At 69.0% G+C, this 18,803-nt stretch carries 18 protein-coding genes; 13 read left to right on the plus strand and 5 right to left on the minus strand.

Features of this window, described 5'->3' with window-relative positions; translation table 11 throughout:
* Nucleotides 1–44: 44 nt before the first annotated feature.
* A complete protein-coding gene (locus tag F3H57_RS22765; RefSeq protein WP_262504491.1) occupies nucleotides 45–173 on the plus strand; it encodes a hypothetical protein in 129 nt (42 codons plus the stop codon).
* A 13-nt stretch (nucleotides 174–186) separates the two neighbouring features.
* Here the strand turns inward: F3H57_RS22765 and tyrS are convergent, their stop codons facing one another.
* Nucleotides 187–1,440, minus strand: a complete 1,254-nt coding sequence (gene tyrS, locus F3H57_RS06375; protein ID WP_149755061.1) for a tyrosine--tRNA ligase — start codon at nucleotides 1,438–1,440, stop codon at nucleotides 187–189.
* A 74-nt stretch (nucleotides 1,441–1,514) separates the two neighbouring features.
* Between tyrS and F3H57_RS06380 the strand changes: the two genes are divergently transcribed.
* Nucleotides 1,515–2,645 (plus strand): anhydro-N-acetylmuramic acid kinase, encoded by a 1,131-nt coding sequence (locus F3H57_RS06380; RefSeq protein ID WP_149755062.1) that lies wholly within the window; start codon nucleotides 1,515–1,517, stop codon nucleotides 2,643–2,645.
* Between the two features lie 171 nt (nucleotides 2,646–2,816).
* Here the strand turns inward: F3H57_RS06380 and moaA are convergent, their stop codons facing one another.
* The gene (gene moaA / locus F3H57_RS06385; RefSeq protein ID WP_149755063.1) at nucleotides 2,817–3,824 is read right to left on the minus strand and encodes a GTP 3',8-cyclase MoaA; all 1,008 of its coding nucleotides are present in this window, start codon (nucleotides 3,822–3,824) and stop codon (nucleotides 2,817–2,819) included.
* Between the two features lie 77 nt (nucleotides 3,825–3,901).
* Here moaA and F3H57_RS06390 point away from each other — a divergent pair, with 77 nt between their 5' ends.
* Nucleotides 3,902–4,399, plus strand: coding sequence for a hypothetical protein (locus F3H57_RS06390; RefSeq protein WP_149755064.1), 498 nt, complete (start codon nucleotides 3,902–3,904; stop codon nucleotides 4,397–4,399).
* A gap of 3 nt (nucleotides 4,400–4,402) precedes the next feature.
* On the opposite strand, the gene glmS is transcribed toward F3H57_RS06390, so the two are convergent.
* Together glmS and glmU are read right to left on the minus strand one after the other, a co-directional pair.
* Entirely contained in the window at nucleotides 4,403–6,217 is a 1,815-nt protein-coding gene (gene glmS, locus F3H57_RS06395; protein WP_149755065.1) for a glutamine--fructose-6-phosphate transaminase (isomerizing), read from the minus strand.
* Between the two features lie 3 nt (nucleotides 6,218–6,220).
* Nucleotides 6,221–7,570 carry a bifunctional UDP-N-acetylglucosamine diphosphorylase/glucosamine-1-phosphate N-acetyltransferase GlmU gene (gene glmU, locus F3H57_RS06400; protein ID WP_149755066.1) on the minus strand — a complete coding sequence of 450 codons (1,350 nt, stop codon included), beginning with the start codon at nucleotides 7,568–7,570 and terminating at the stop codon, nucleotides 6,221–6,223.
* Nucleotides 7,571–7,686: 116 nt separating this feature from the next.
* Here glmU and F3H57_RS06405 point away from each other — a divergent pair, with 116 nt between their 5' ends.
* Both F3H57_RS06405 and F3H57_RS06410 read left to right on the plus strand, forming a co-directional pair.
* Entirely contained in the window at nucleotides 7,687–8,355 is a 669-nt protein-coding gene (locus F3H57_RS06405) for an HAD-IA family hydrolase (protein WP_149755067.1), read from the plus strand.
* Nucleotides 8,355–9,536, plus strand: a complete 1,182-nt coding sequence (locus tag F3H57_RS06410; RefSeq protein WP_149755068.1) for a DegT/DnrJ/EryC1/StrS family aminotransferase — start codon at nucleotides 8,355–8,357, stop codon at nucleotides 9,534–9,536. The genes F3H57_RS06405 and F3H57_RS06410 overlap by 1 nt, the downstream gene beginning before the upstream one ends.
* Before the next feature lie 156 nt (nucleotides 9,537–9,692).
* Here F3H57_RS06410 and F3H57_RS06415 read toward each other — a convergent pair whose 3' ends face one another.
* The gene (locus F3H57_RS06415) at nucleotides 9,693–10,160 is read right to left on the minus strand and encodes a pyridoxamine 5'-phosphate oxidase family protein (RefSeq protein ID WP_149755069.1); all 468 of its coding nucleotides are present in this window, start codon (nucleotides 10,158–10,160) and stop codon (nucleotides 9,693–9,695) included.
* Nucleotides 10,161–10,269: 109 nt separating this feature from the next.
* Here F3H57_RS06415 and F3H57_RS06420 point away from each other — a divergent pair, with 109 nt between their 5' ends.
* The 8 genes from F3H57_RS06420 to F3H57_RS06455 all read left to right on the plus strand — a co-directional run bounded on the left by F3H57_RS06420 (nucleotide 10,270) and on the right by F3H57_RS06455 (nucleotide 18,792).
* Nucleotides 10,270–11,433: an acyl-CoA dehydrogenase family protein gene (locus tag F3H57_RS06420; protein WP_149755241.1), complete on the plus strand. Its 1,164-nt coding sequence runs from the start codon at nucleotides 10,270–10,272 to the stop codon at nucleotides 11,431–11,433.
* The gene (locus F3H57_RS06425; protein WP_149755070.1) at nucleotides 11,433–11,759 is read left to right on the plus strand and encodes a hypothetical protein; all 327 of its coding nucleotides are present in this window, start codon (nucleotides 11,433–11,435) and stop codon (nucleotides 11,757–11,759) included. Before F3H57_RS06420 ends, F3H57_RS06425 begins: the two co-directional genes overlap by 1 nt.
* Nucleotides 11,760–11,766: 7 nt before the next feature.
* Nucleotides 11,767–13,320, plus strand: coding sequence for an AMP-binding protein (locus tag F3H57_RS06430; protein WP_149755242.1), 1,554 nt, complete (start codon nucleotides 11,767–11,769; stop codon nucleotides 13,318–13,320).
* Nucleotides 13,317–14,921, plus strand: coding sequence for a carboxyl transferase domain-containing protein (locus F3H57_RS06435; RefSeq protein WP_149755071.1), 1,605 nt, complete (start codon nucleotides 13,317–13,319; stop codon nucleotides 14,919–14,921). The genes F3H57_RS06430 and F3H57_RS06435 overlap by 4 nt, the downstream gene beginning before the upstream one ends.
* A gap of 72 nt (nucleotides 14,922–14,993) precedes the next feature.
* Nucleotides 14,994–15,428 (plus strand): ASCH domain-containing protein, encoded by a 435-nt coding sequence (locus F3H57_RS06440; RefSeq protein WP_149755243.1) that lies wholly within the window; start codon nucleotides 14,994–14,996, stop codon nucleotides 15,426–15,428.
* A 78-nt stretch (nucleotides 15,429–15,506) separates the two neighbouring features.
* Nucleotides 15,507–17,441, plus strand: a complete 1,935-nt coding sequence (locus F3H57_RS06445; protein WP_149755072.1) for an acetyl/propionyl/methylcrotonyl-CoA carboxylase subunit alpha — start codon at nucleotides 15,507–15,509, stop codon at nucleotides 17,439–17,441.
* 47 nt (nucleotides 17,442–17,488) lie between these two features.
* Nucleotides 17,489–18,343, plus strand: coding sequence for a hydroxymethylglutaryl-CoA lyase (locus tag F3H57_RS06450; protein WP_149755244.1), 855 nt, complete (start codon nucleotides 17,489–17,491; stop codon nucleotides 18,341–18,343).
* Entirely contained in the window at nucleotides 18,340–18,792 is a 453-nt protein-coding gene (locus F3H57_RS06455; RefSeq protein ID WP_149755073.1) for a hypothetical protein, read from the plus strand. The genes F3H57_RS06450 and F3H57_RS06455 overlap by 4 nt, the downstream gene beginning before the upstream one ends.
* The last annotated feature ends 11 nt before the right edge of the window (nucleotides 18,793–18,803 follow it).

Below are 18,803 nucleotides of genomic sequence, written 5' to 3' on the forward strand. Positions count from 1 at the left end.
GCACATTAACACTGACTTAGGTGAAGTCGGGCTTAATGTGGGCCATGAAACGTCATCCTCCGCCGCGCCCGACGCCGGCCGCGGCCCTGCTTGTCGCGCTCATGCTGTCGGTGCCCTTCGCGGCGCTGGCGGTGGTCGAACTGCTCTGGATCATCGGGTCGAGCGGGGGCTGATCCCCCCCGGCCGTCACTCGGCCAGCTTGACCAATGCGTGCCGCTTCTTGCCGGCCGACAGCTTCACCGGCGCCGCGAGCGATCCCGCATCCAGCATCAGGCCCGAATCGGTCAGCGCCGCATCGTTCATGCGCGCGGCGTTCTCCGCGATGAGGCGCTTGGCGTCCTTGCCAGATTTCGCGAGGCCCGACCGCACCAGCACCTGCACGATGGAAATGCCGCCCGCCACCTCGTCTGGGCCAAGCTCCAGCGTCGGCAGATCCTCGCCCGCGCCGCCCTTCTCGAAGACCTCGCGGGCGGTGGCTTCGGCCGCGGCCGCCGCCTCCGGCCCGTGGCAGAGCGTCGTGACCTCGTTGGCGAGGATCACCTTGGCTTGATTGATCTCCGATCCGCCGAGCGCGCCGAGCCGCTCGCATTCCTCGACCGGCAATTCGGTATAGAGCTTGAGGAAGCGGCCCACATCGGCATCGGTGGTGTTGCGCCAGAATTGCCAGAACTCGTAGGGGCTCAGCAGATCGGAGTTCAGCCAGACCGCGCCGCCGGCCGACTTGCCCATCTTGCGCCCGTCCGAGGTGGTCAGAAGCGGGCAGGTCATCCCGAAGATCTCGTGATCGAGCACGCGGCGCGTCAGGTCGATCCCGTTGACGATGTTGCCCCACTGGTCCGACCCGCCCATCTGCAGCACGCAGCCGTAGCGGCGGTTGAGCTCCAGGAAGTCGTAGGCCTGCAGGATCATGTAGTTGAATTCCAGGAACGACAGCGATTGTTCGCGGTCGAGCCGGGACTTCACGCTCTCGAAGCTGAGCATCCGGTTGACGCTGAAATGCCGCCCGATGTCGCGAAGGAATTCGAGGTAATTGAGCCCGTCGAGCCATTCGGCGTTGTCGAGCATCAGCGCGCCATTGCCGGCCTCGCCGTAATCCAAGTACTTGGCGAAGACCTGCTTCATGCCGTCGATGTTCGCGGCGATCTGTTCCGGCCCCAGAAGCGGGCGCTCGTCCGAGCGGAAGGACGGATCGCCCACCTTCGTGGTGCCGCCGCCCATCAGCGTGATCGGCTTGTGGCCGCATTTCTGCAGCCAGCGCAGGATCATGATGTTCAGCAGGTGCCCCACATGCAGCGAGGTCGCCGTCGCGTCGTAGCCGATATAGGCGGTGACCATCCCGGCGCTCAGCGCATCGTCCAGGCCCTGATAATCGGTGCAGTCGGCCAAGTAGCCGCGCTCCATCATCACGCGCATGAAGTCCGATTTGGGATGGTAGGTCATCGCTTGTCCCTCGCAGAGTTGCGTGGGCGTGGCTATACTGCCCGTAACGACAACATCCAATCGGGATTTCGCCGATGACACGGGGCAAGGGCAGCACGGGGCCGGTCTGGGCGCTGGGGACGATGTCGGGCACGTCGCTCGACGGGGTCGACGCGGCGATGATCCGCACCGACGGCGAGACGGTGATCGAGACCGGTCCCTCCGCCTATCGCGAATACACGACCGAGGAGACCGCGACACTGCGCGCGGCGCTCGGTCACTGGCCTGGGGACGATCTGGAGGCGGCGGCGCACGTGGTGCATCGAGCGCATCTCGACGTGCTCTCGCGCTTCGACGGCGCCGAGGTGATCGGCTTTCACGGTCAGACGCTCGCGCATGAGCCGCGCGGACGTGGCACGCACCAGCTCGGTGACGGCGCGGCGCTGGCGGACGCGCTCGGCGTGCCGGTGGTCTGGGACTTCAGAAGCGCCGATGTGCGCCTCGGGGGGGAGGGCGCCCCGCTCGCCCCGTTCTACCATTTCGCCTGCGCCCGGTCCTTGGGCGCGGAGGCGCCGCTGGCGTTCCTCAATCTCGGCGGCGTGGGCAACCTGACCTGGATCGACCCTCGCAAGCCGGGGCCCGCGGACGAGGGCGCACTCCTGGCCTTCGATACGGGGCCGGCGAACGCCCCGATCAACGACCTGATGACCGAACGACGCGGGATGCCGTACGACGAGGGCGGCGCGCTCGCGGCGCGGGGACGCGTGGTGGAGGGCGCGTTGGAGCTGTTCCTGGAGGAAGGCTACTTTCTGAAGGTGCCGCCCAAGTCGCTCGACCGCGACGATTTTTCGTTGATGCTCGATCTCGTGCGCGAACTGGACGATGCCGACGCCGCTGCGACGATGACGGCAATGTCGGCGGCTGCGGTCATGCGCGGGATCGAGCATTGCCCGGCGCCGCCCGAGCGGTTGCTCGTGACCGGCGGCGGGCGCAAGAACCCCGTGCTGATGGCTATGCTCGCCGCCGGCCTCGACTGCCCGGTAGAGCCGGTCGAGGCGGCCGGTTTCGACGGTGACATGCTGGAGGCGCAGGCCTTCGCCTATCTCGCGGTCCGGGTGATGCGCGGCCTGCCGACGTCCTGCCCGGGTACGACGGGCGTGCGCGCCGCCGTCGGCGGCGGCGAAATCTCGCGCCCGGGCGCGCACTCCCGGCGCAGGATCGGCTGAGAGGGCGCGCCGCCTTCGGCGAGAGTATTTTTAGCGAGAAGAAGACACGCGCGCGGGGCCTGCTTCTTTGGGCCTCAAATACTCCGGGGAGCGCGAGGGGCTGGCCCCTCGCTCCCGCGCTATCGGCCAGAGCAGGCCGCGGTGACACTTGCCTGAACCGATCCCGCCGCCTCAGCCGCCGGTGTGGCTCATGTGGCGCGACACGCGCCCGTCCACGGTCTGGCGCGAATAGTCGAAATCGTGCCCCTTGGGCTTGCGCGCGATGGCGGCGCGGATCGCCTCCTCGAGCGGGGCGTCCGTGCCGGGATGGTTGCGCAGAGGCGCGCGCAGGTCGGCGTTGTCCTCCTGGCCGAGGCACATGAACAGCTCGCCGGTGCAGGTCAGGCGCACGCGGTTGCAGCTTTCGCAGAAATTGTGCGTCAGCGGCGTGATGAAGCCGATCTTCTGGCCCGTTTCCTCGAGCCGGACATAGCGGGCGGGGCCGCCGGTGCTCTCGGGCAGGTCGGTGATCGTGTAGCGCTGTGCGAGATCGGCGCGCAGGTCGTCGAGCTTCCAGTATTGCCCGATGCGGTCCTCGTTGCCGATGTCGCCCATCGGCATGACCTCGATCCAGGTCAGGTCGATGTCGCGATCGGCGCACCAATCGGTGATGGAGAACAACTCGTCCTCATTGAAGCCCTTCAGCGCCACGGCGTTGATCTTCACCCGAAGGCCCGCGCGCTGCGCCGCGTCGATCCCGCGCAGCACCTGCGGCAGCCGGCCCCAGCGGGTCACGTCGGCGAATTTCTGCTCGTCAAGCGTGTCGAGAGACACGTTCACGCGGCGCACGCCGGCGGCGTAGAGATCCTCCGCGAAGCGTTCGAGCTGCGAGCCATTGGTCGTCAGCGTCAGCTCCTTCAGCGTGCCGGCGTCCAGGTGGCGGGTCATGGAGTAGAAGAACTTCATGATATCCCGGCGCACCAGCGGCTCGCCGCCGGTGATGCGCAGCTTCTCCACCCCGAGGCGCACGAAGGTCGAGCACATGCGGTCGAGCTCTTCCAGCGTCAGCAACTCCTTCTTGGGCAGGAAGGACATGTTTTCCGACATGCAGTAGACGCAGCGGAAGTCGCAGCGGTCGGTCACCGATACACGCAGATAGCTGATCGGACGGGCGAACGGATCGATGAGAGGCGTTTCCATGCACAGACGCTAGTAATTCGAAGCGCGAACGGCAAGTATCCGGGACGAATTCGACACGATACCAGAGGTCAAATCTCATGCGCATCCGCTCCGCCCTGCTTATCGGCGCCGCCCTTTCGCTTGCCGCCTGCGGCGCCATCCGCGACGGTTTCGGCGGTCAGCAGGAAGCCGCCCCCGAGTCCGCCGCCCAGCCCGCGCCGCAGGCCACCGGCCCGGTGGAGACGCGCTACCCCGCAGCGGAGGCGCGCAGCGTCGAGGATTTCGACCTGACCACGCAAGAGGAGCGGGCCGCCGCCGCGGCACCGGCGGAGACCGGGGGCGAGCGAAGCCTTGGCACCACGGTCGCTTCGCTTGGCGATCCCGCCTCGCAGGGGTTCTGGCTGGAGACGCCGCTCGTGGATGCCGAGACAGAAGGGCGGGTCGCGAATCCCGCGACGGGCACCTCGGCCAACGTCACGCTGCGGCCGATCGAGGGCGAGGCCGGATCGGGCAGCCGCATCTCGCTGGCGGCGATGCGTCTGCTGGAAGTGCCCCTGACCGACCTGCCGACGCTCGAGGTCTACGCCGGCGGCTGAGCCTTACTCGACCGTCACCGACTTGGCGAGGTTGCGCGGCTGGTCGACATCCGTGCCCTTCGCCACCGCGGCGTGATAGGCCAGAAGCTGGGCCGGCAGCGCGTAGAGAAGCGGGGTCAGCTGCGGCGCGGCCTCGGGCAGGATGACGGTTTTCCAGACGTCGCCGCCCGCCGCCTCGGCGCCTGCGGCGTCGGTTATCAGCAGGACCTGGCCGCCGCGGGCCATGACCTCCTGCATGTTCGACACCGTCTTGTCGAAGAGCGCGTCCTTCGGCGCCATCACCACCACCGGCACGGACTTGTCGATCAGCGCGATGGGGCCGTGCTTGAGTTCGCCCGACGCATAGGCTTCGGCGTGTATATAGCTGATTTCCTTTAGTTTTAGAGCGCCTTCATGGGCGAGAGGATACATCAGCCCGCGCCCCAGGAAGAGCACGTCGCGCGTCTCCGCCACGGCGCGGGCGGCTTCGGCGATCGTGGGGTCGCGGTCGAGCGCGGCATTGAACAGCCCCGGCAGCCCGCGCAGCTCCGCGAGTGCGGCGGCGAGCGCATCCGGCGACATCCGCCCGCGGTCCACCGCCGCCTTGAGCGCGAGCAGGTAGAGCACGTTGAGCTGGCAGGTGAACGCCTTGGTCGAGGCGACGCCGATCTCCACGCCCGCGTGGATTGGCAGGGCGAGGTCGGATTCCCGGGCGATGGAGCTTTCGGCGACGTTGACCACCGACAGGATCCGGTCGGCCTTGTCACGGCAGTAGCGCAGTGCCGCGAGCGTGTCCGCCGTCTCGCCGGACTGGCTGACGAAGAGCGCCGTGGTCGCGGCGGGGATCGGCGGTTCGCGGTAGCGGAATTCCGAGGCGATGTCGGTTTCGACCGGCAGGCCGGCGAGCGTCTCGAACCAGTATTTCGCGGTCAGACAGGCGAAATAGGCCGTGCCGCAGGCGACGAGGGTGAGCCTTTCGCTCTGCGCGAAATCGAGGCCTTCGGGCAGATCGATCCTGTCGCCGTCGAGATAGGCGTCGAGCGCGTTGGCCAGGACCGTGGGCTGTTCCCAGATCTCCTTGGCCATGAAGTGCTTGTAGCCCGACTTGTCGACACGCGCGGCGTCGATGGACACGGTCTTGGCCGGGCGGTTGGCGCGCCGGCCCTCGGCGTCGCGGATGTCGACGCTGCCGCGGGTGAGGATGGCGCGGTCGCCTTCCTCGAGATAGGTGATCTTGTCGGTCAGCGGCGCCAGCGCGATGGCGTCGGAGCCGACATACACCTCTCCGTCGCCGTGGCCGATGGCCAGCGGGCTGCCCTTGCGCGCGGCAATCAGCAGATCGTCTTCGCCGTCGAAGAGAAAGACCAGCGCGAAAGCCCCTTCGAGCCGCGAGAGCGTCTTTTCCGCAGCTTCGACGCGGTTCAGGCCCTCGGCGATGTAGTATTGGGTCAGAAGCGCGACCGTTTCGGTGTCGGTCTCGGTTTCGAAGGCTGCGCCCATCGCGCGAAGTTCGTCGCGCAGTGCCTTGTAATTCTCTATTATTCCGTTGTGGACGACCGCGACGGGACCGGCCTTGTGGGGATGGGCGTTGACCTCGCTCGGGGCGCCGTGGGTCGCCCAGCGGGTGTGCCCGATCCCGGATTTCCCGGCGAGCGGTTCGTGCACCAGGAGATCCGACAGGTTCACCAGCTTGCCTACCGCGCGGCGCCGGTCGAGCCGGCCCTCGTTCACGGTGGCGATACCGGCACTGTCATAGCCGCGATATTCCAGCCGCCGCAACGATTCGACCAGGATGGGGGCGACCTCGTGGGTGCCCAGAACGCCGACAATCCCGCACATACCTCAATCCCTTGTTTTTGCGGCCTTTCTGGCCTTCAGTATCTCGAACAGCTTGCGCGCCCGGCCCTCCTTCACGACCTGCTGCGCGCGGCCCAGGGCAAGCGCGTCGTCGGGCACGTCGGCGGTGATCACCGATCCGCTGGCGGTCAGCGCGCCGGAGCCGATGCGCACCGGCGCGACCAGCATCGTGTTGGAGCCGATGAAGGCGTCGTCGCCGACCTCCGTACGGTGCTTGAAGACGCCGTCGTAATTGCAGGTAATCGTGCCCGCGCCGATATTCGTGCGTTCACCGATCTCGGCATCGCCGATATAGCTCAGATGGTTGGCCTTGGCGCCGGCGGCGAGGTGCGCGTTCTTGACCTCGACGAAATTGCCGACATGAACATCCTCGGACAGCTCCGCCCCCGGCCGCAGCCGGGCGTAGGGGCCGACAATGGCGCCGCGGCTCACGTGGCAGCCCTCGAGGTGGCTGAAGGCGCGGATGCGCGCGCCGCTCTCGATCGTGACGCCGGGGCCGAAGACGACGTTGGGTTCGATTTCAGCGTCGCGGCCGATGGCCGTGTCGTAGCTGAGGAACACCGTCTCTGGGGCCTGCAAGGTCACGCCATCGGCCATCAGCCGGTTGCGCGCGCTCGCCTGGAAGGCCGCTTCGGCCCCGGCCAGTTCCGCACGCGAATTGATGCCCCGGGTCTCGGCCTCCCCACAGGCGACGGCGGTGGCCGACAGCCCCTCGGCCACGGCCAGGGCGACGACATCCGGCAGATAGTATTCCCCCGAGGCGTTGTCGTTGCCCACCCGGTCGATCAGGCGAAAGAGTGTCGCGGAATCGGCAGCCAGAACACCGGAATTGCAAAGGGTTATCGCGCGTTCTTCTTCCGTCGCATCCTTCCATTCAACGATCCGCTCGAGGCGCTCGCCGTCGGTGACGAGCCGGCCGTAGCGGCCGGGGTCGGCCGCTTCGAACCCGAGTACGACAACGTCGTGGCGGGCGCGGGCGCGGGCGATCTCCTCAAGCGTGTCGAGCCCGATGAAGGGCGTGTCGCCGTAGAGCACCAGCACGTCGCCGTCGAAATCCGCCAGCGCCTCGCGCGCCTGCGCGACCGCGTGTGCGGTGCCGAGCTGTTCGGACTGGATAACCACTTCGGTGTCGCCATCGTAGTCGCGGGCGACCGAGGCGACCGCCTCCGCCCCGTGCCCGGCGACGACGACCACTCGTTCCGGCCCCAGCGCGGCGCCGGTCGCCATGGCGTGCAGCAGCATCGGCGCGCCGCCGATCTTGTGCAGGACCTTGGGCAGATCCGATTCCATCCGGGTGCCTTTGCCCGCGGCAAGAAGGACGAGGGCGATGCTCATGCCACAATCTCTTTGTCTTTCGTTCGTGCCCGTTCTAACGAGCCTGCAGGGCAGGACAAGCGGTCGCGGCATCACGTGTGGTGTCGATCTCGCAACAACCTTGGAGGGCGGCGCTTGTGCGCACGGTGATCTTCGATCTCGACGGCACGCTGGCCGACACCAGCGGCGATCTGATCGCGGCGGCGAATGCCTGTTTTCTGGATATGGGCACGAACGTGCGGCTCGACCCCGTCGCAGACGCGGGCACCGCGATGCGCGGCGCCCGGGCGATGCTGCGGCTGGGGCTCTCTCGCGTGGGGCCGGTGGACGAGGCCGAGGTCGACCGCTGGTATCCGCGTTTGCTCGACGCTTACGGTCAGGCCATCGCGGTGCACACCATGATGTATCCCGGCGCCGTAGAGGCCGTGGAGGCGCTGCGCAGTGCCGACGCCCGCGTCGCCATCTGCACCAACAAACCCGAGCGGCTGGCAGAGACGCTGCTGGCCGAGCTCGGCGTGCGGAAGTTGTTCGGCGCGCTCGTGGGCGCCGATACGCTGCCGGTGCGCAAGCCCGACGCCGCGCCCTATCGCGCCGCGGTGGATCGGGCAGGCGGCAGCGTCGATCGCTCTCTGATAGTGGGCGACACCGAAACCGATCGCGCCACGGCCCGTGCGGCGGGCGTGCCCTGTATCCTCGTCGGCTTCGGGCCGGAGGGGCGTGGCGTGGCGCGGCATGACCCCGACGCCATCATCGGTCATTACCGCGAGCTTGGCGATTCGGTGGATCGGCTGCTCGGGGCCGCGTGATGGCGGAGCGTTTCACCGGCAGTTTCACCCAGCAGGAGCCGATTCCGGAAGAAGCCATCGCCGCGGCGGTGGAGGTCATGCGCCACGGCAGGCTGCACCGCTACAACGTCGCCGGCGGCGAGGCCGGTGAGGCGGCGCTGCTGGAGCGGGACTTCGCGGCCCTGACCGGCGCGCGCTACTGCCTCGCGGTCGCCTCGGGCGGCTACGCGATGGGCTGCGCGCTGCGGGCGCTCGGGGTGGGGCCGGGCGACGCGGTGCTGACCAACGCCTTCACCCTGGCGCCGGTGCCGGGGGCGATCGCGAGCCTCGGGGCGCGGCCGGTCTTTGTCGGCGTGACCGAGGATCTGACGATCGACCTTGCGGATCTCGAAGCGAAACTGGGAGAGGCGCGCGTCCTGCTTCTGAGCCACATGCGCGGGCATGTCTGCGACATGGACCGGCTGATGGCGCTCTGCGACGCGGCCGGCGTCGCGGTGATCGAGGATTGCGCGCACACGATGGGCGCGCGCTGGCGCGGTGTCCCGTCGGGACGGCACGGCGCGATCGGCTGCTATTCTTGCCAGACCTATAAGCATGTGAACGCCGGCGAAGGTGGGCTGATCGTCACGGACGACGCCGATCTCGCGGCGCGCATGGTGCTGCTGTCGGGATCCTACATGCTCTACGAGCGGCACCTCGCGGGGCCGCCGGCCGAGGCCTACGCGGACCTGCGCTACGAAGTGCCGAACGTGTCGGGCCGCATGGACAACCTGCGGGCGGCGATCCTTCGACCGCAACTGGCGCTCTTGGAGGATCGCCGGCAACGCTGGTCGGAGCGCTACGCGGCGCTCGAGGAGGGGCTGCGGGACGTGCCGGGACTGACGCTGGTGCCGCGCCCGGCCGAGGAGGAGTTCGTCGGTTCGTCCTTCCAGTTCCTGCTGCTCGGCTGGCGCGCCGACCGGATCGCGGACGTCGTCGGACGCTGCGCCGCGCGCGGTGTAGAGTTGAAATGGTTCGGGCCGGAAGAGCCGTCGGGCTTCACCTCGCGCTACGGTGCCTGGCGCTACGCGCCGTCGGAGCCGATGCCGCGCACCGACCGGGTCCTGGCGGGGCTCTTGGACCTGAGGGTACCTCTGACGTTCTCGGTGGAGGATTGCGCGCTGATCGCGCGGATCGTCCGGCAGGAGGTCGCGTCCTTCTGATCCGGCGGAGCGCCCGCGGGGCGGGCGCGCTCGATCTTCTGTCTGCTTGGCCAGGCAATATGGAGGCCCGGCTTCGGGAAGCGTGGCAGAGCCGCGAAACACACGGCCCCTGCCCGGCGAGCCGGGCAGGGGCCGTGCGCGAGGTGTTGCGCCGGATCAGAACGCGAGGCGGCCGTGCTCCCCGCCAGATGCGGTCTGCTTGGTCACGTTGGCCTTGGCCACTTCGTAGAGGAAGGAGACCGAGTTCTCGGTCGCCCAGACCTCGGCGGAGTGAGGCGTGAACTTCACCAGAGTGGCATCCTTGTCGTCCTTGCCGTCCTTGAACCACGCCGCGGCGAAGGCATTCCAGACCTCTTCGAGCTTGTCCTCGCTGCCGAGATCGAGCTTGCCGTCGATCGTGGCATAAAGTCCGGCCTTGGGATCGGCCACGTCGAACCGGCCGTCGCCGCCCGATTTCGCCGCGCGCTCCGCGGTCGAACCCTTCGCGGTCACGAACCAGATCGCCTTCTCGTCTCGATCGGTCTGCGGCGCCATCGGCACCGGGCGTTCGCTGTCGGCGGACAGCAGACCTGCCTGGACGTTGTCGAGGCGTTTCCAGAACATGTCCTTGAGGTCGCTTGCCATGAGTATATCCTTTCTGTTGCCTGTCAGGGGCTCGCCGGTCGAACGCCGCTCCGCCGGGCGCGGTTCCGGCGGCGAAGGCCGGTTCGGTGGCGGCGCGAAGGGAGGCGACATGTTCGATGCGGTGATGGCATTCGACCTTGGCGAGGATGTGGGCGCGCTGCGCGAAACCGTCCGCCGATGGGCGCAGGACCGGGTCCGCCCGATGGCGGCCGAGATTGATCGGAGCAACTTCTTTCCCGCCGAGCTCTGGCGCGAGATGGGCGATCTGGGGCTTCTCGGCATCACCGTGGGCGAGGAATACGGCGGTGCCGGCATGGGATACCTCGCGCATGTCGTGGCGGTGGAGGAGGTGGCCCGCGCCTCGGCCAGCGTGTCGCTCAGCTACGGCGCGCATTCCAACCTCTGCGTGAACCAGATCAAGTTGAACGGAACGGAGGCGCAGCGGCGGAAATACCTGCCGGGGCTCGTTTCTGGCGAGAAGGTCGGCGCCTTGGCTATGTCGGAGGCCGGCGCGGGATCGGACGTGGTGTCGATGGCGCTGAGTGCCGAGAAGCGCAACGACCATTACCGGCTGAGCGGCAGCAAGTACTGGATCACCAACGGGCCGGATGCCGACACGCTGGTCGTTTACGGCAAGACCGACCGCGACGCAGGCTCGAAGGGGATCACCGCCTTCCTGATCGACAAGGGCATGGCCGGTTTTTCCGCCAGCCCGCATTTCGATAAGCTGGGGATGCGTGGGTCGAACACCGCGGAGCTGATCTTCGAGGGCGTCGAGGTGCCGTTCGAGAACGTGCTGGGCGCGGAAGGGCGCGGCGTGCAGGTGCTGATGTCCGGCCTCGACTTCGAGCGGGTCGTACTCGCCGGGATCGGGCTCGGCATCATGGCGGCCTGCATGGACGAGGTCATGCCCTACATGGCCGAGCGCAAGCAGTTCGGCCAGCCGATCGGGTCGTTCCAGCTCATGCAGGGCAAGATCGCCGACATGTACACGGCGATGAACTCGGCGCGGGCCTATGTCTACGAGGTCGCGAAGGCCTGCGATGCGGGCCGGGTGACGCGGCAGGACGCGGCGGCCTGCTGCCTTTATGCCTCCGAACAGGCGATGGTGCAGGCGCATCAGGCGGTGCAGGCGATGGGCGGCGCGGGCTTTCTGGCCGATGCGCCGGTCGCGCGGCTCTTCCGCGATGCCAAGCTGATGGAGATCGGGGCCGGCACGTCGGAGATCCGGCGCATGCTGATCGGCCGGGAACTGATGGCGGCGATGGGCTGATGCCACGGCTCGTGTGGTTCCTGCCGGTGGGCCTTCTGGTGGCGCTCGCCGCGCTTCTGGGGTGGCGCCAGGGCTGGATCCACGCCAACGTGAGCGAAACGCAGGTGATCGCCATGTACGCTCAGCAATATCTCGACGACCGCGCGCGGGATGGCACCGGGCAGGGCGCACAGCCGTCCGAGTGCCGAGCGGTACCGGGCGAGGGCAGCGGCGTCTGGCTGGTTGTCGTCTGCGGACCGGAGCCGCACGATCCGGCGCGGCACTACACTTATTACGTGACCCGTGCCGGGGATCTGGCGCGCGTGGTGGGGCCCGGCGATGCGTGAGGCCCGGATGCTGCGTCGGCGCGATTACGAAACGCTCTACGGGCGCTTCCGCTGGGATCTGCCCGATACGCTGAACATGGCCGAGCAGGTCTGCGACGGCTGGGCCGCGACGGAGCCCGACCGGATCGCCGTGATCGACCTGTCGCGGAGGCGGCGGATCTGGACCTATGGCGAGCTTTGGAAACTGTCGCGCCGGGTCGAGGCGGCGCTGATCGAGAAGGGCGTCTTGCGCGGCCACCGCGTCGGCGTGCTGCTGCCGCAGTCGCCGCTGACGCTGGCGGCGCATATCGCGGCCTGGCGGCTGGGCGCGATATCGGTGCCATTGTTCACGCTGTTCCGGCGCGCGGCGCTGGAGACTCGGATCGAGGATTCGGGGCTCGGCGTCGTGGTGTCGGACGAGGATGGCCGAGCGGCCCTGAAGGGGCTGGGCGTTGCGGTCCTGACCGAGGGCGATCTGGGACAGGGCATGCCCTCCAATGCCGGGGTGGAGACCGGGCCCGACGACGCGGCGGTGCTGATCTATACCAGCGGCACGACCGGCGCACCGAAGGGCGCGCTGCACGGCCATCGGGTGCTCACGGGGCATCTGCCGGGGGTGGAGATGAGCCACGATTTCCTCGGCCAGCGCGGCGACGTGATCTGGACCCCGGCGGACTGGGCGTGGATCGGCGGGCTCTTCGACGTGGCGATGGCGGGGCTCGCGCTCGGCGTGCCGGTGGTGGCCGCGCGGGCGGAGACGTTCACGCCCGAAACGTGTCATCGGATCATCCGCGAGGGCGCGGTGAAGAACGTCTTTTTCCCGCCCACCGCGCTTCGGATGCTGAAGGCCGAGGGCGTGCGCATCGAGGGGCTGCGGTCGGTTGCGAGTGGCGGCGAGCCGCTGGGCGCGGAGATGCTGTCCTGGGGACGCTCGGCGCTCGGCGTGTCGATCAACGAGTTCTACGGGCAGACCGAGTGCAACATGGTCGCTTCGAGCGCGGGGGACCTCTTCAGCCCTCGGCCGGGCTTCATCGGCCGGGCGGTGCCGGGGCACCGCGTCGCAGTCCTGGGCCCGGACGGGGAGCCTTGCGAGGGCGAGGGAGAGATCGCGATCAAGCGCGGGTCGGCCTCGATGATGCTGGAATACTGGCGCAAGCCGAAGGAGACCGCCGCGAAGTTCCGCGGCCGCTGGATGCTGACCGGCGACCGCGGCGTGATCGAGGACGGGTTCCTGCGCTTCGTCGGGCGCGCGGACGACGTCATAACCTCTGCCGGGTACCGCATCGGCCCGGCGGAGATCGAGGATTGCCTGATGAGCCATGACGCGGTGGCGAATGTCGGTGTGGTGGGCAAGCCCGATCCGGTGCGAACGGAAATCGTGAAGGCCTACGTGGTGCTTCGGGACGGCATGGAAGGGACCGAGGCGCTTGCCTCGCATCTTCGGGACTGGGTTCGCGAGCGGCTGGCCGAGCATTGCTATCCGCGTGAGATCGCCTTCCTGCCGGAGCTGCCGATGACGGTGACCGGCAAGGTGATCCGCAAGGAGCTGAAGGCGCGGGCGGCGGAGGAGGCCAAGACGTGAAATTGCGATCCCGTGCGATCCCGACCTCGGAGGAGTTCAAGGCCAACCACGCGGCGCATCTGGAGGCTTTGCGCGTCGTGGAGGAGGCCGCGGCCCTCGCCGCCGCCGGGGGCGGGGCGCGGGCGCGCAAGCGGCACCTGGAGCGCGGCAAGATGCTTCCGCGGGAGCGGGTGGCGAACCTGCTCGATCCCGGCTCGCCGTTCCTCGAGATCGGCGCGCTGGCGGCGCACGGGATGTACGACGATGCCGCCCCGGCCGCCGGGGCCATCGCCGGGATCGGCCGGGTGCACGGGCAGGACGTCATGGTGGTGTGCAACGACGCCACCGTGAAGGGCGGCACCTATTACCCGATGACGGTGAAGAAGCACCTGCGCGCGCAGGAGATCGCGGAGGAGAACCGCCTGCCGTGCATCTACCTCGTCGACAGCGGTGGCGCGAACCTGCCGAACCAGGACGAGGTCTTTCCCGACAGGGACCATTTCGGCCGGATCTTCTACAACCAGGCACGGATGAGCGCGAAGAACATCCCGCAGATCGCCGTGGTGATGGGATCGTGCACCGCCGGCGGCGCCTACGTTCCGGCGATGTCGGATGTCACCATCATCGTGAAGGATCAGGGGACGATCTTCCTCGCCGGCCCGCCGCTGGTTCAGGCGGCGACGGGGGAGGTGGTCTCGGCCGAGGACCTGGGCGGCGGCGACGTGCACACGCGACTGTCGGGTGTCGCGGATTACCTCGCAGAGGACGACGATCACGCGCTGGCGCTGGCCCGCCGCGCGGTGGAGAGCCTGAACCGCACGCAGCCCGAGACGGTGGCCTGGCAGACGCCCGAGGAACCGGCCTGCGACCCCGAAGAGATCCTCGGCGTGGTGCCGGCGGACCTCAAGACGCCCTACGACATCCACGAGGTGATCGCCCGGCTGGTGGACGGCTCGCGCTTCGACGCGTTCAAGCCGCGCTTCGGCGAGACGCTGGTCTGCGGTTTTGCGCATGTGCATGGCTGCCCGGTGGGGATCGTCGCGAACAACGGCGTGCTGTTTTCCGAAAGCGCACAGAAAGGCGCGCATTTCGTCGAGCTCTGCTCGCAGCGGAAGATCCCGCTGGTGTTCCTGCAGAACATCACCGGTTTCATGGTGGGCCGCAAATACGAGAACGAGGGGATCGCCCGGAACGGCGCGAAGATGGTGACCGCGGTGGCGACGACCTCGGTGCCGAAGATCACCATGCTGGTCGGCGGCTCGTTCGGCGCGGGCAATTACGGCATGGCGGGGCGGGCCTACCAGCCGCGCTTCCTGTGGACCTGGCCGAATGCCCGGATCTCGGTGATGGGCGGGGCGCAGGCCGCCGGGGTGCTCGCGAGTGTGAAACGCGCGGCGATGGAGAAGGCGGGCGAGGACTGGTCCGCCGAGGAGGAGGCCGCATTCAAGCGTCCCACCGTAGAGATGTTCGAGCGCCAGTCGCATCCGCTGTACGCCACGGCGCGGCTCTGGGACGACGGGGTGGTCGACCCGCGCAAGTCGCGGGCGGTTCTGGCGTTGTCGCTGAAAGCGGCACTGAACGCCCCCATCGAGGAGACGCGGTTCGGTGTCTTCCGGATGTGATGGTGCGGCGCGCACGGCATGTGGTTGCTGAGGTGGCCGCGATCGGGAGGACACGGATTGGCTGACGAGGAGATGCTCATCGCTCTGCGGGCTCGCTACCCGGGCGCGGAGACATTCCAGTTCGGCGACAGCCGGGCGCTGTGCGACGAACTCACCGCGCTCGTGCGTGCGGGGATCAAGACCGCGACCTGCGGCGCGATGCGTGACTACGAGGCCGAAGGCGCGTCCCTGCCGCAGGTCGGGCGGCGGGACATCGCGCTCGACTGGGACGGCCGGCCGGCGCTGGTGATCGAGACGCTGGAGATCACGCTGCGGCGCTTCCGCGACGTGGATGCGGACTTCGCGCTGGCCGAGGGTGAGGATGCCGACCTCGCCGGATGGCAGGCCGGGCACCGCGCCTATTTCGAGCGGAACGGCGGGTGGGATCGCGAGATGATGCTGGTGTGCGAGCGGTTCCGGATGGTCGAGGATCTCGCCGGCGTTGTGGGCGGCGAGTGTGGTATTTGAGTATTTGGAACGAGAAGAAGGGCAAGGCGTGGCGCGAGGTGGCGTGCGCCGCGCCCGGGGCTGGGAGCTCAAGGCGCGATGTTTGCGAAGATCCTGATCGCCAACCGGGGCGAGATCGCGGTGCGGGTCATCCGCACGGCGCGGGCCATGGGTGTCGGCACCGTGGCGGTTCATTCGGACGTCGATGACCACGCGCTGCACGTGGCGGAGGCGGACGAAGCCGTGGCGATCGGCGGCGCGGCTCCGGCCGAGAGTTACCTGCGCGGCGAGCGGATCATCGAGGCGGCACTGGCGACTGGGGCGCAGGCAATCCATCCCGGTTACGGCTTCCTGTCCGAGAACGCGGATTTCGTGGAGGCGGTGGAGGCGGCGGGTCTGGTCTTCATCGGTCCCTCGGCCGAAGCGATCCGCAAGATGGGGCTCAAGGACGCGGCAAAGCGGCTGATGGCAGAGGCCGGTGTGCCGGTCGTGCCGGGCTACATGGGCGAGGATCAGGCGCCAGGGCGACTGGCGCGCGAGGCCGCGGCGATCGGCTACCCGGTCCTGATCAAGGCGGTCGCGGGCGGCGGTGGCAAGGGCATGCGGCTGGTCGAGCGGGCGGCGGATTTCGACGACGCGCTCGCCGCGGCCCGGGGCGAGGCGCGCGGCGCCTTCGGCAACGATGCCGTTCTGATCGAGAAGCTCGTCGCGACGCCGCGGCACATCGAGGTGCAGGTCTTCGGCGACGGCACGCGGGCGGTGCATCTTTTCGAACGCGATTGCTCGCTCCAGCGGCGGCACCAGAAGGTGATCGAGGAGACGCCCGCACCGGGCATGACCGAAGAGATGCGCGCGGCGATGGGAGACTCCGCGGTGCGCGCCGCCGAAGCCATCGGCTATGCCGGGGCCGGCACGGTGGAATTCATCGTCGACGGCTCGGACGGACTGCGCCCCGACCGGTTCTGGTTCATGGAGATGAACACCCGGCTGCAGGTCGAGCATCCGGTCACGGAGATGGTGACCGGCGTCGATCTCGTGGACTGGCAGTTGCGGGTGGCGGCGGGTGAGCCCCTGCCGGCCGCGCAGGAGGACCTGACGCTTTCGGGCCACGCCTTCGAGGCGCGGCTCTATGCCGAGGACGTGCCGGCGGGGTTCCTGCCGGCCACAGGGCGGTTGACGGAACTGCGCTTCCCGGAAGGTGCGCGGGCCGATACCGGGGTGCGGGCGGGCGACGCGATCAGCCCGCATTACGATCCGATGATCGCCAAGCTGATCGTGCAGGGGTCGACGCGGGCGGTGGCGCTGCGCAAGCTGTCGCGCGCGCTCTCCGAGACGCGGGTCGCGGGCACGGTCACGAACCTCGCCTTCCTCGGTGCGCTGGCGGCGCACGAGGGGTTCGCGCGCGGCGCGGTCGATACCGGGCTGATCGGCCGGGATCTCGCCGCGCTGACGGCGATGCCGGAGGTTCCGGCGACCGTTGTCGCGGAGGCTGCGCTGGCGATGGCTGGGTTCGACCGGGCAGAGGAACCGTTGGCCGGTTTCACGCTCTGGGCGCCGCTGGAGCGGAGCCTGCGGCTCGTTCGGTCCGGGAGGGAGGTTCGCTGCCGCCTGCGGATGACCGGGCCGGGCAGCGCGGTCATTGACGTTGACGGGACGGAGGTCGCGGCGGCGCGCAAAGCGGGCGTCTGGCGCTTCGAGGGCCGGTCCGCGCACGGGACGGCGATTTCGGGCGGTCGGGTGACGGTCTTTGCCGGGCACGGTAGCGTTTTCGACATCGTCGATCCTCTGGAGCAGGCGGAGGCGGCCACGGGCGAGACGACCATCGAGGCGCCGATGCCGGGCCGCGTGGTGCGCGTGGCGGTCGCGCCGGGTCAGCGCGTCGTGGCCGGCGACCGGCTGGTGGTGCTCGAGGCGATGAAGATGGAACACGCGCTCACCGCTTGGCGCGACGGCGAGATCGCCGAGGTCCTGGTGGCCGAAGGCGACCAGGTGGCGGCGGGCACGGCGCTGGTGCGGCTGGAAGCTGAGACATGACGGGCCTGCGCGGAGTATGGCCGGGGCGCGCGGCGGGAGGCACCGACGTGACGGAAGCGGTCGAGATCTTCGAGGTCGGGCCGCGCGACGGGCTGCAGAACGAGGCGCGCCCGATCCCGGTGCCCGAGAAGGTGGCGCTGATCGACTGTCTCGGCCGGGCGGGCTTCCGGCGGATCGAGGTGGCCTCCTTCGTCAGCCCGAAATGGGTGCCGCAGATGGCATCGTCGGGGGAGGTCCTTGCCGAGATCACGCGCGTGCCGGGCATCTCCTACGCGGCGCTCACGCCGAACCTGAAGGGGTTCGAGGCGGCACTGGCCGCGGGCGCCGACGAAGTCGCGATTTTCGCCTCTGCCTCCGAAGGGTTCTCCAGGGCCAACCTGAACGCGACTATCGCAGAAAGCCTCGCGCGTTTCGCCCCGGTGGCGGCGGCCGCGCGGGCCGCAGGCGTGCCGGTGCGCGGCTATGTCTCCTGCGTGGTCGAATGCCCCTATGACGGGCCCGTGGCGCCGGAGGCGGCGGCGCGAGCCGCCGCCGCTCTGAGCGAGTTGGGGGTCTACGAGGTCAGCCTCGGGGACACGATCGGACAGGGCACGCCGGAGGCGGTGGACGCCATGCTGACGCGGGTGCTGGAGGAGATGCCGCCGACGCGGCTGGCGGGGCATTTCCACGACACGTCCGGCCGCGCGCTTGAGAATGTCGAGGTGGCGCTCGAGCGCGGGCTGCGGGTCTTCGACGCGGCGGTCGGCGGTCTCGGCGGGTGCCCCTACGCGCCGGGCGCAAAAGGCAACGTTGCCACGGAGGCGGTGGCCGAGCGGCTCGCCGAGTTGGGTTATGCCACCGGGCTCGACCGCGCGGTGCTGGCGGAGGCGGCCGCGATGGCGCGGGCGATGCGCGCGGGATGAGCGGCGCGCCGGTCCTCGTCGTCGTCTCGGGTCTGTCCGGAGCTGGCAAGATCACGGTGGCGCGGCCGCTCGCGGCGGGGCTCGGCGCGGCCTATCTGAGTGTCGACAGCATCGAGGCGGCGCTGGCGCGCGACGTCCTGCGCGGCGGGCCAGGCGTTGTCGCCGAATGTGTCACACCGATCCCGCTCGCTCAGATGGCCTGGCGATGGCTGCGGAGGCGGAGGACGCGCGGACTCTCGATGTGGCGCTTCGCTGTTCGGACCCGGAGGAGCATCGGCGGCGAAACGAGATGCGGCAGAGCATTGCCCGACTGGCCGACAGTTCTGGCGCGCGTCTGTGCGCCGCCGCCGGCGGCTTTCCGCCTCGACACCGCAACGATGACACCCGGAGAGGCCGCCGTGGCTATCGCCACGCGGCTTTCGGTGCTGACGGAGACCGGCGCCGTGTGACGCCCGGGCCG

It is taken from the genome of Roseivivax sediminis (assembly GCF_900112685.1).
Lineage (GTDB): Bacteria > Pseudomonadota > Alphaproteobacteria > Rhodobacterales > Rhodobacteraceae > Roseivivax > Roseivivax sediminis.

What these genes read in the sequence shown, in the direction of transcription:
- F3H57_RS06425 (WP_149755070.1), top strand. Translation starts at nt 11,433, where the DNA reads ATGCCACGGCTCGTGTGGTTCCTGCCGGTGGGCCTTCTGGTGGCGCTC.
- glmS (WP_149755065.1), bottom strand. Translation starts at nt 6,217, where the DNA reads ATGTGCGGGATTGTCGGCGTTCTGGGCACCCACGAGGTCGCCCCCATC.
- F3H57_RS06445 (WP_149755072.1), top strand. Translation starts at nt 15,507, where the DNA reads ATGTTTGCGAAGATCCTGATCGCCAACCGGGGCGAGATCGCGGTGCGG.
- F3H57_RS06440 (WP_149755243.1), top strand. Translation starts at nt 14,994, where the DNA reads ATGCTCATCGCTCTGCGGGCTCGCTACCCGGGCGCGGAGACATTCCAG.
- tyrS (WP_149755061.1), bottom strand. Translation starts at nt 1,440, where the DNA reads ATGACCTACCATCCCAAATCGGACTTCATGCGCGTGATGATGGAGCGC.
- F3H57_RS22765 (WP_262504491.1), top strand. Translation starts at nt 45, where the DNA reads ATGAAACGTCATCCTCCGCCGCGCCCGACGCCGGCCGCGGCCCTGCTT.
- glmU (WP_149755066.1), bottom strand. Translation starts at nt 7,570, where the DNA reads ATGAGCATCGCCCTCGTCCTTCTTGCCGCGGGCAAAGGCACCCGGATG.
- F3H57_RS06390 (WP_149755064.1), top strand. Translation starts at nt 3,902, where the DNA reads ATGCGCATCCGCTCCGCCCTGCTTATCGGCGCCGCCCTTTCGCTTGCC.
- F3H57_RS06455 (WP_149755073.1), top strand. Translation starts at nt 18,340, where the DNA reads ATGAGCGGCGCGCCGGTCCTCGTCGTCGTCTCGGGTCTGTCCGGAGCT.
- F3H57_RS06420 (WP_149755241.1), top strand. Translation starts at nt 10,270, where the DNA reads ATGTTCGATGCGGTGATGGCATTCGACCTTGGCGAGGATGTGGGCGCG.
- moaA (WP_149755063.1), bottom strand. Translation starts at nt 3,824, where the DNA reads ATGGAAACGCCTCTCATCGATCCGTTCGCCCGTCCGATCAGCTATCTG.
- F3H57_RS06410 (WP_149755068.1), top strand. Translation starts at nt 8,355, where the DNA reads ATGGCGGAGCGTTTCACCGGCAGTTTCACCCAGCAGGAGCCGATTCCG.
- F3H57_RS06380 (WP_149755062.1), top strand. Translation starts at nt 1,515, where the DNA reads ATGACACGGGGCAAGGGCAGCACGGGGCCGGTCTGGGCGCTGGGGACG.
- F3H57_RS06430 (WP_149755242.1), top strand. Translation starts at nt 11,767, where the DNA reads ATGCTGCGTCGGCGCGATTACGAAACGCTCTACGGGCGCTTCCGCTGG.
- F3H57_RS06415 (WP_149755069.1), bottom strand. Translation starts at nt 10,160, where the DNA reads ATGGCAAGCGACCTCAAGGACATGTTCTGGAAACGCCTCGACAACGTC.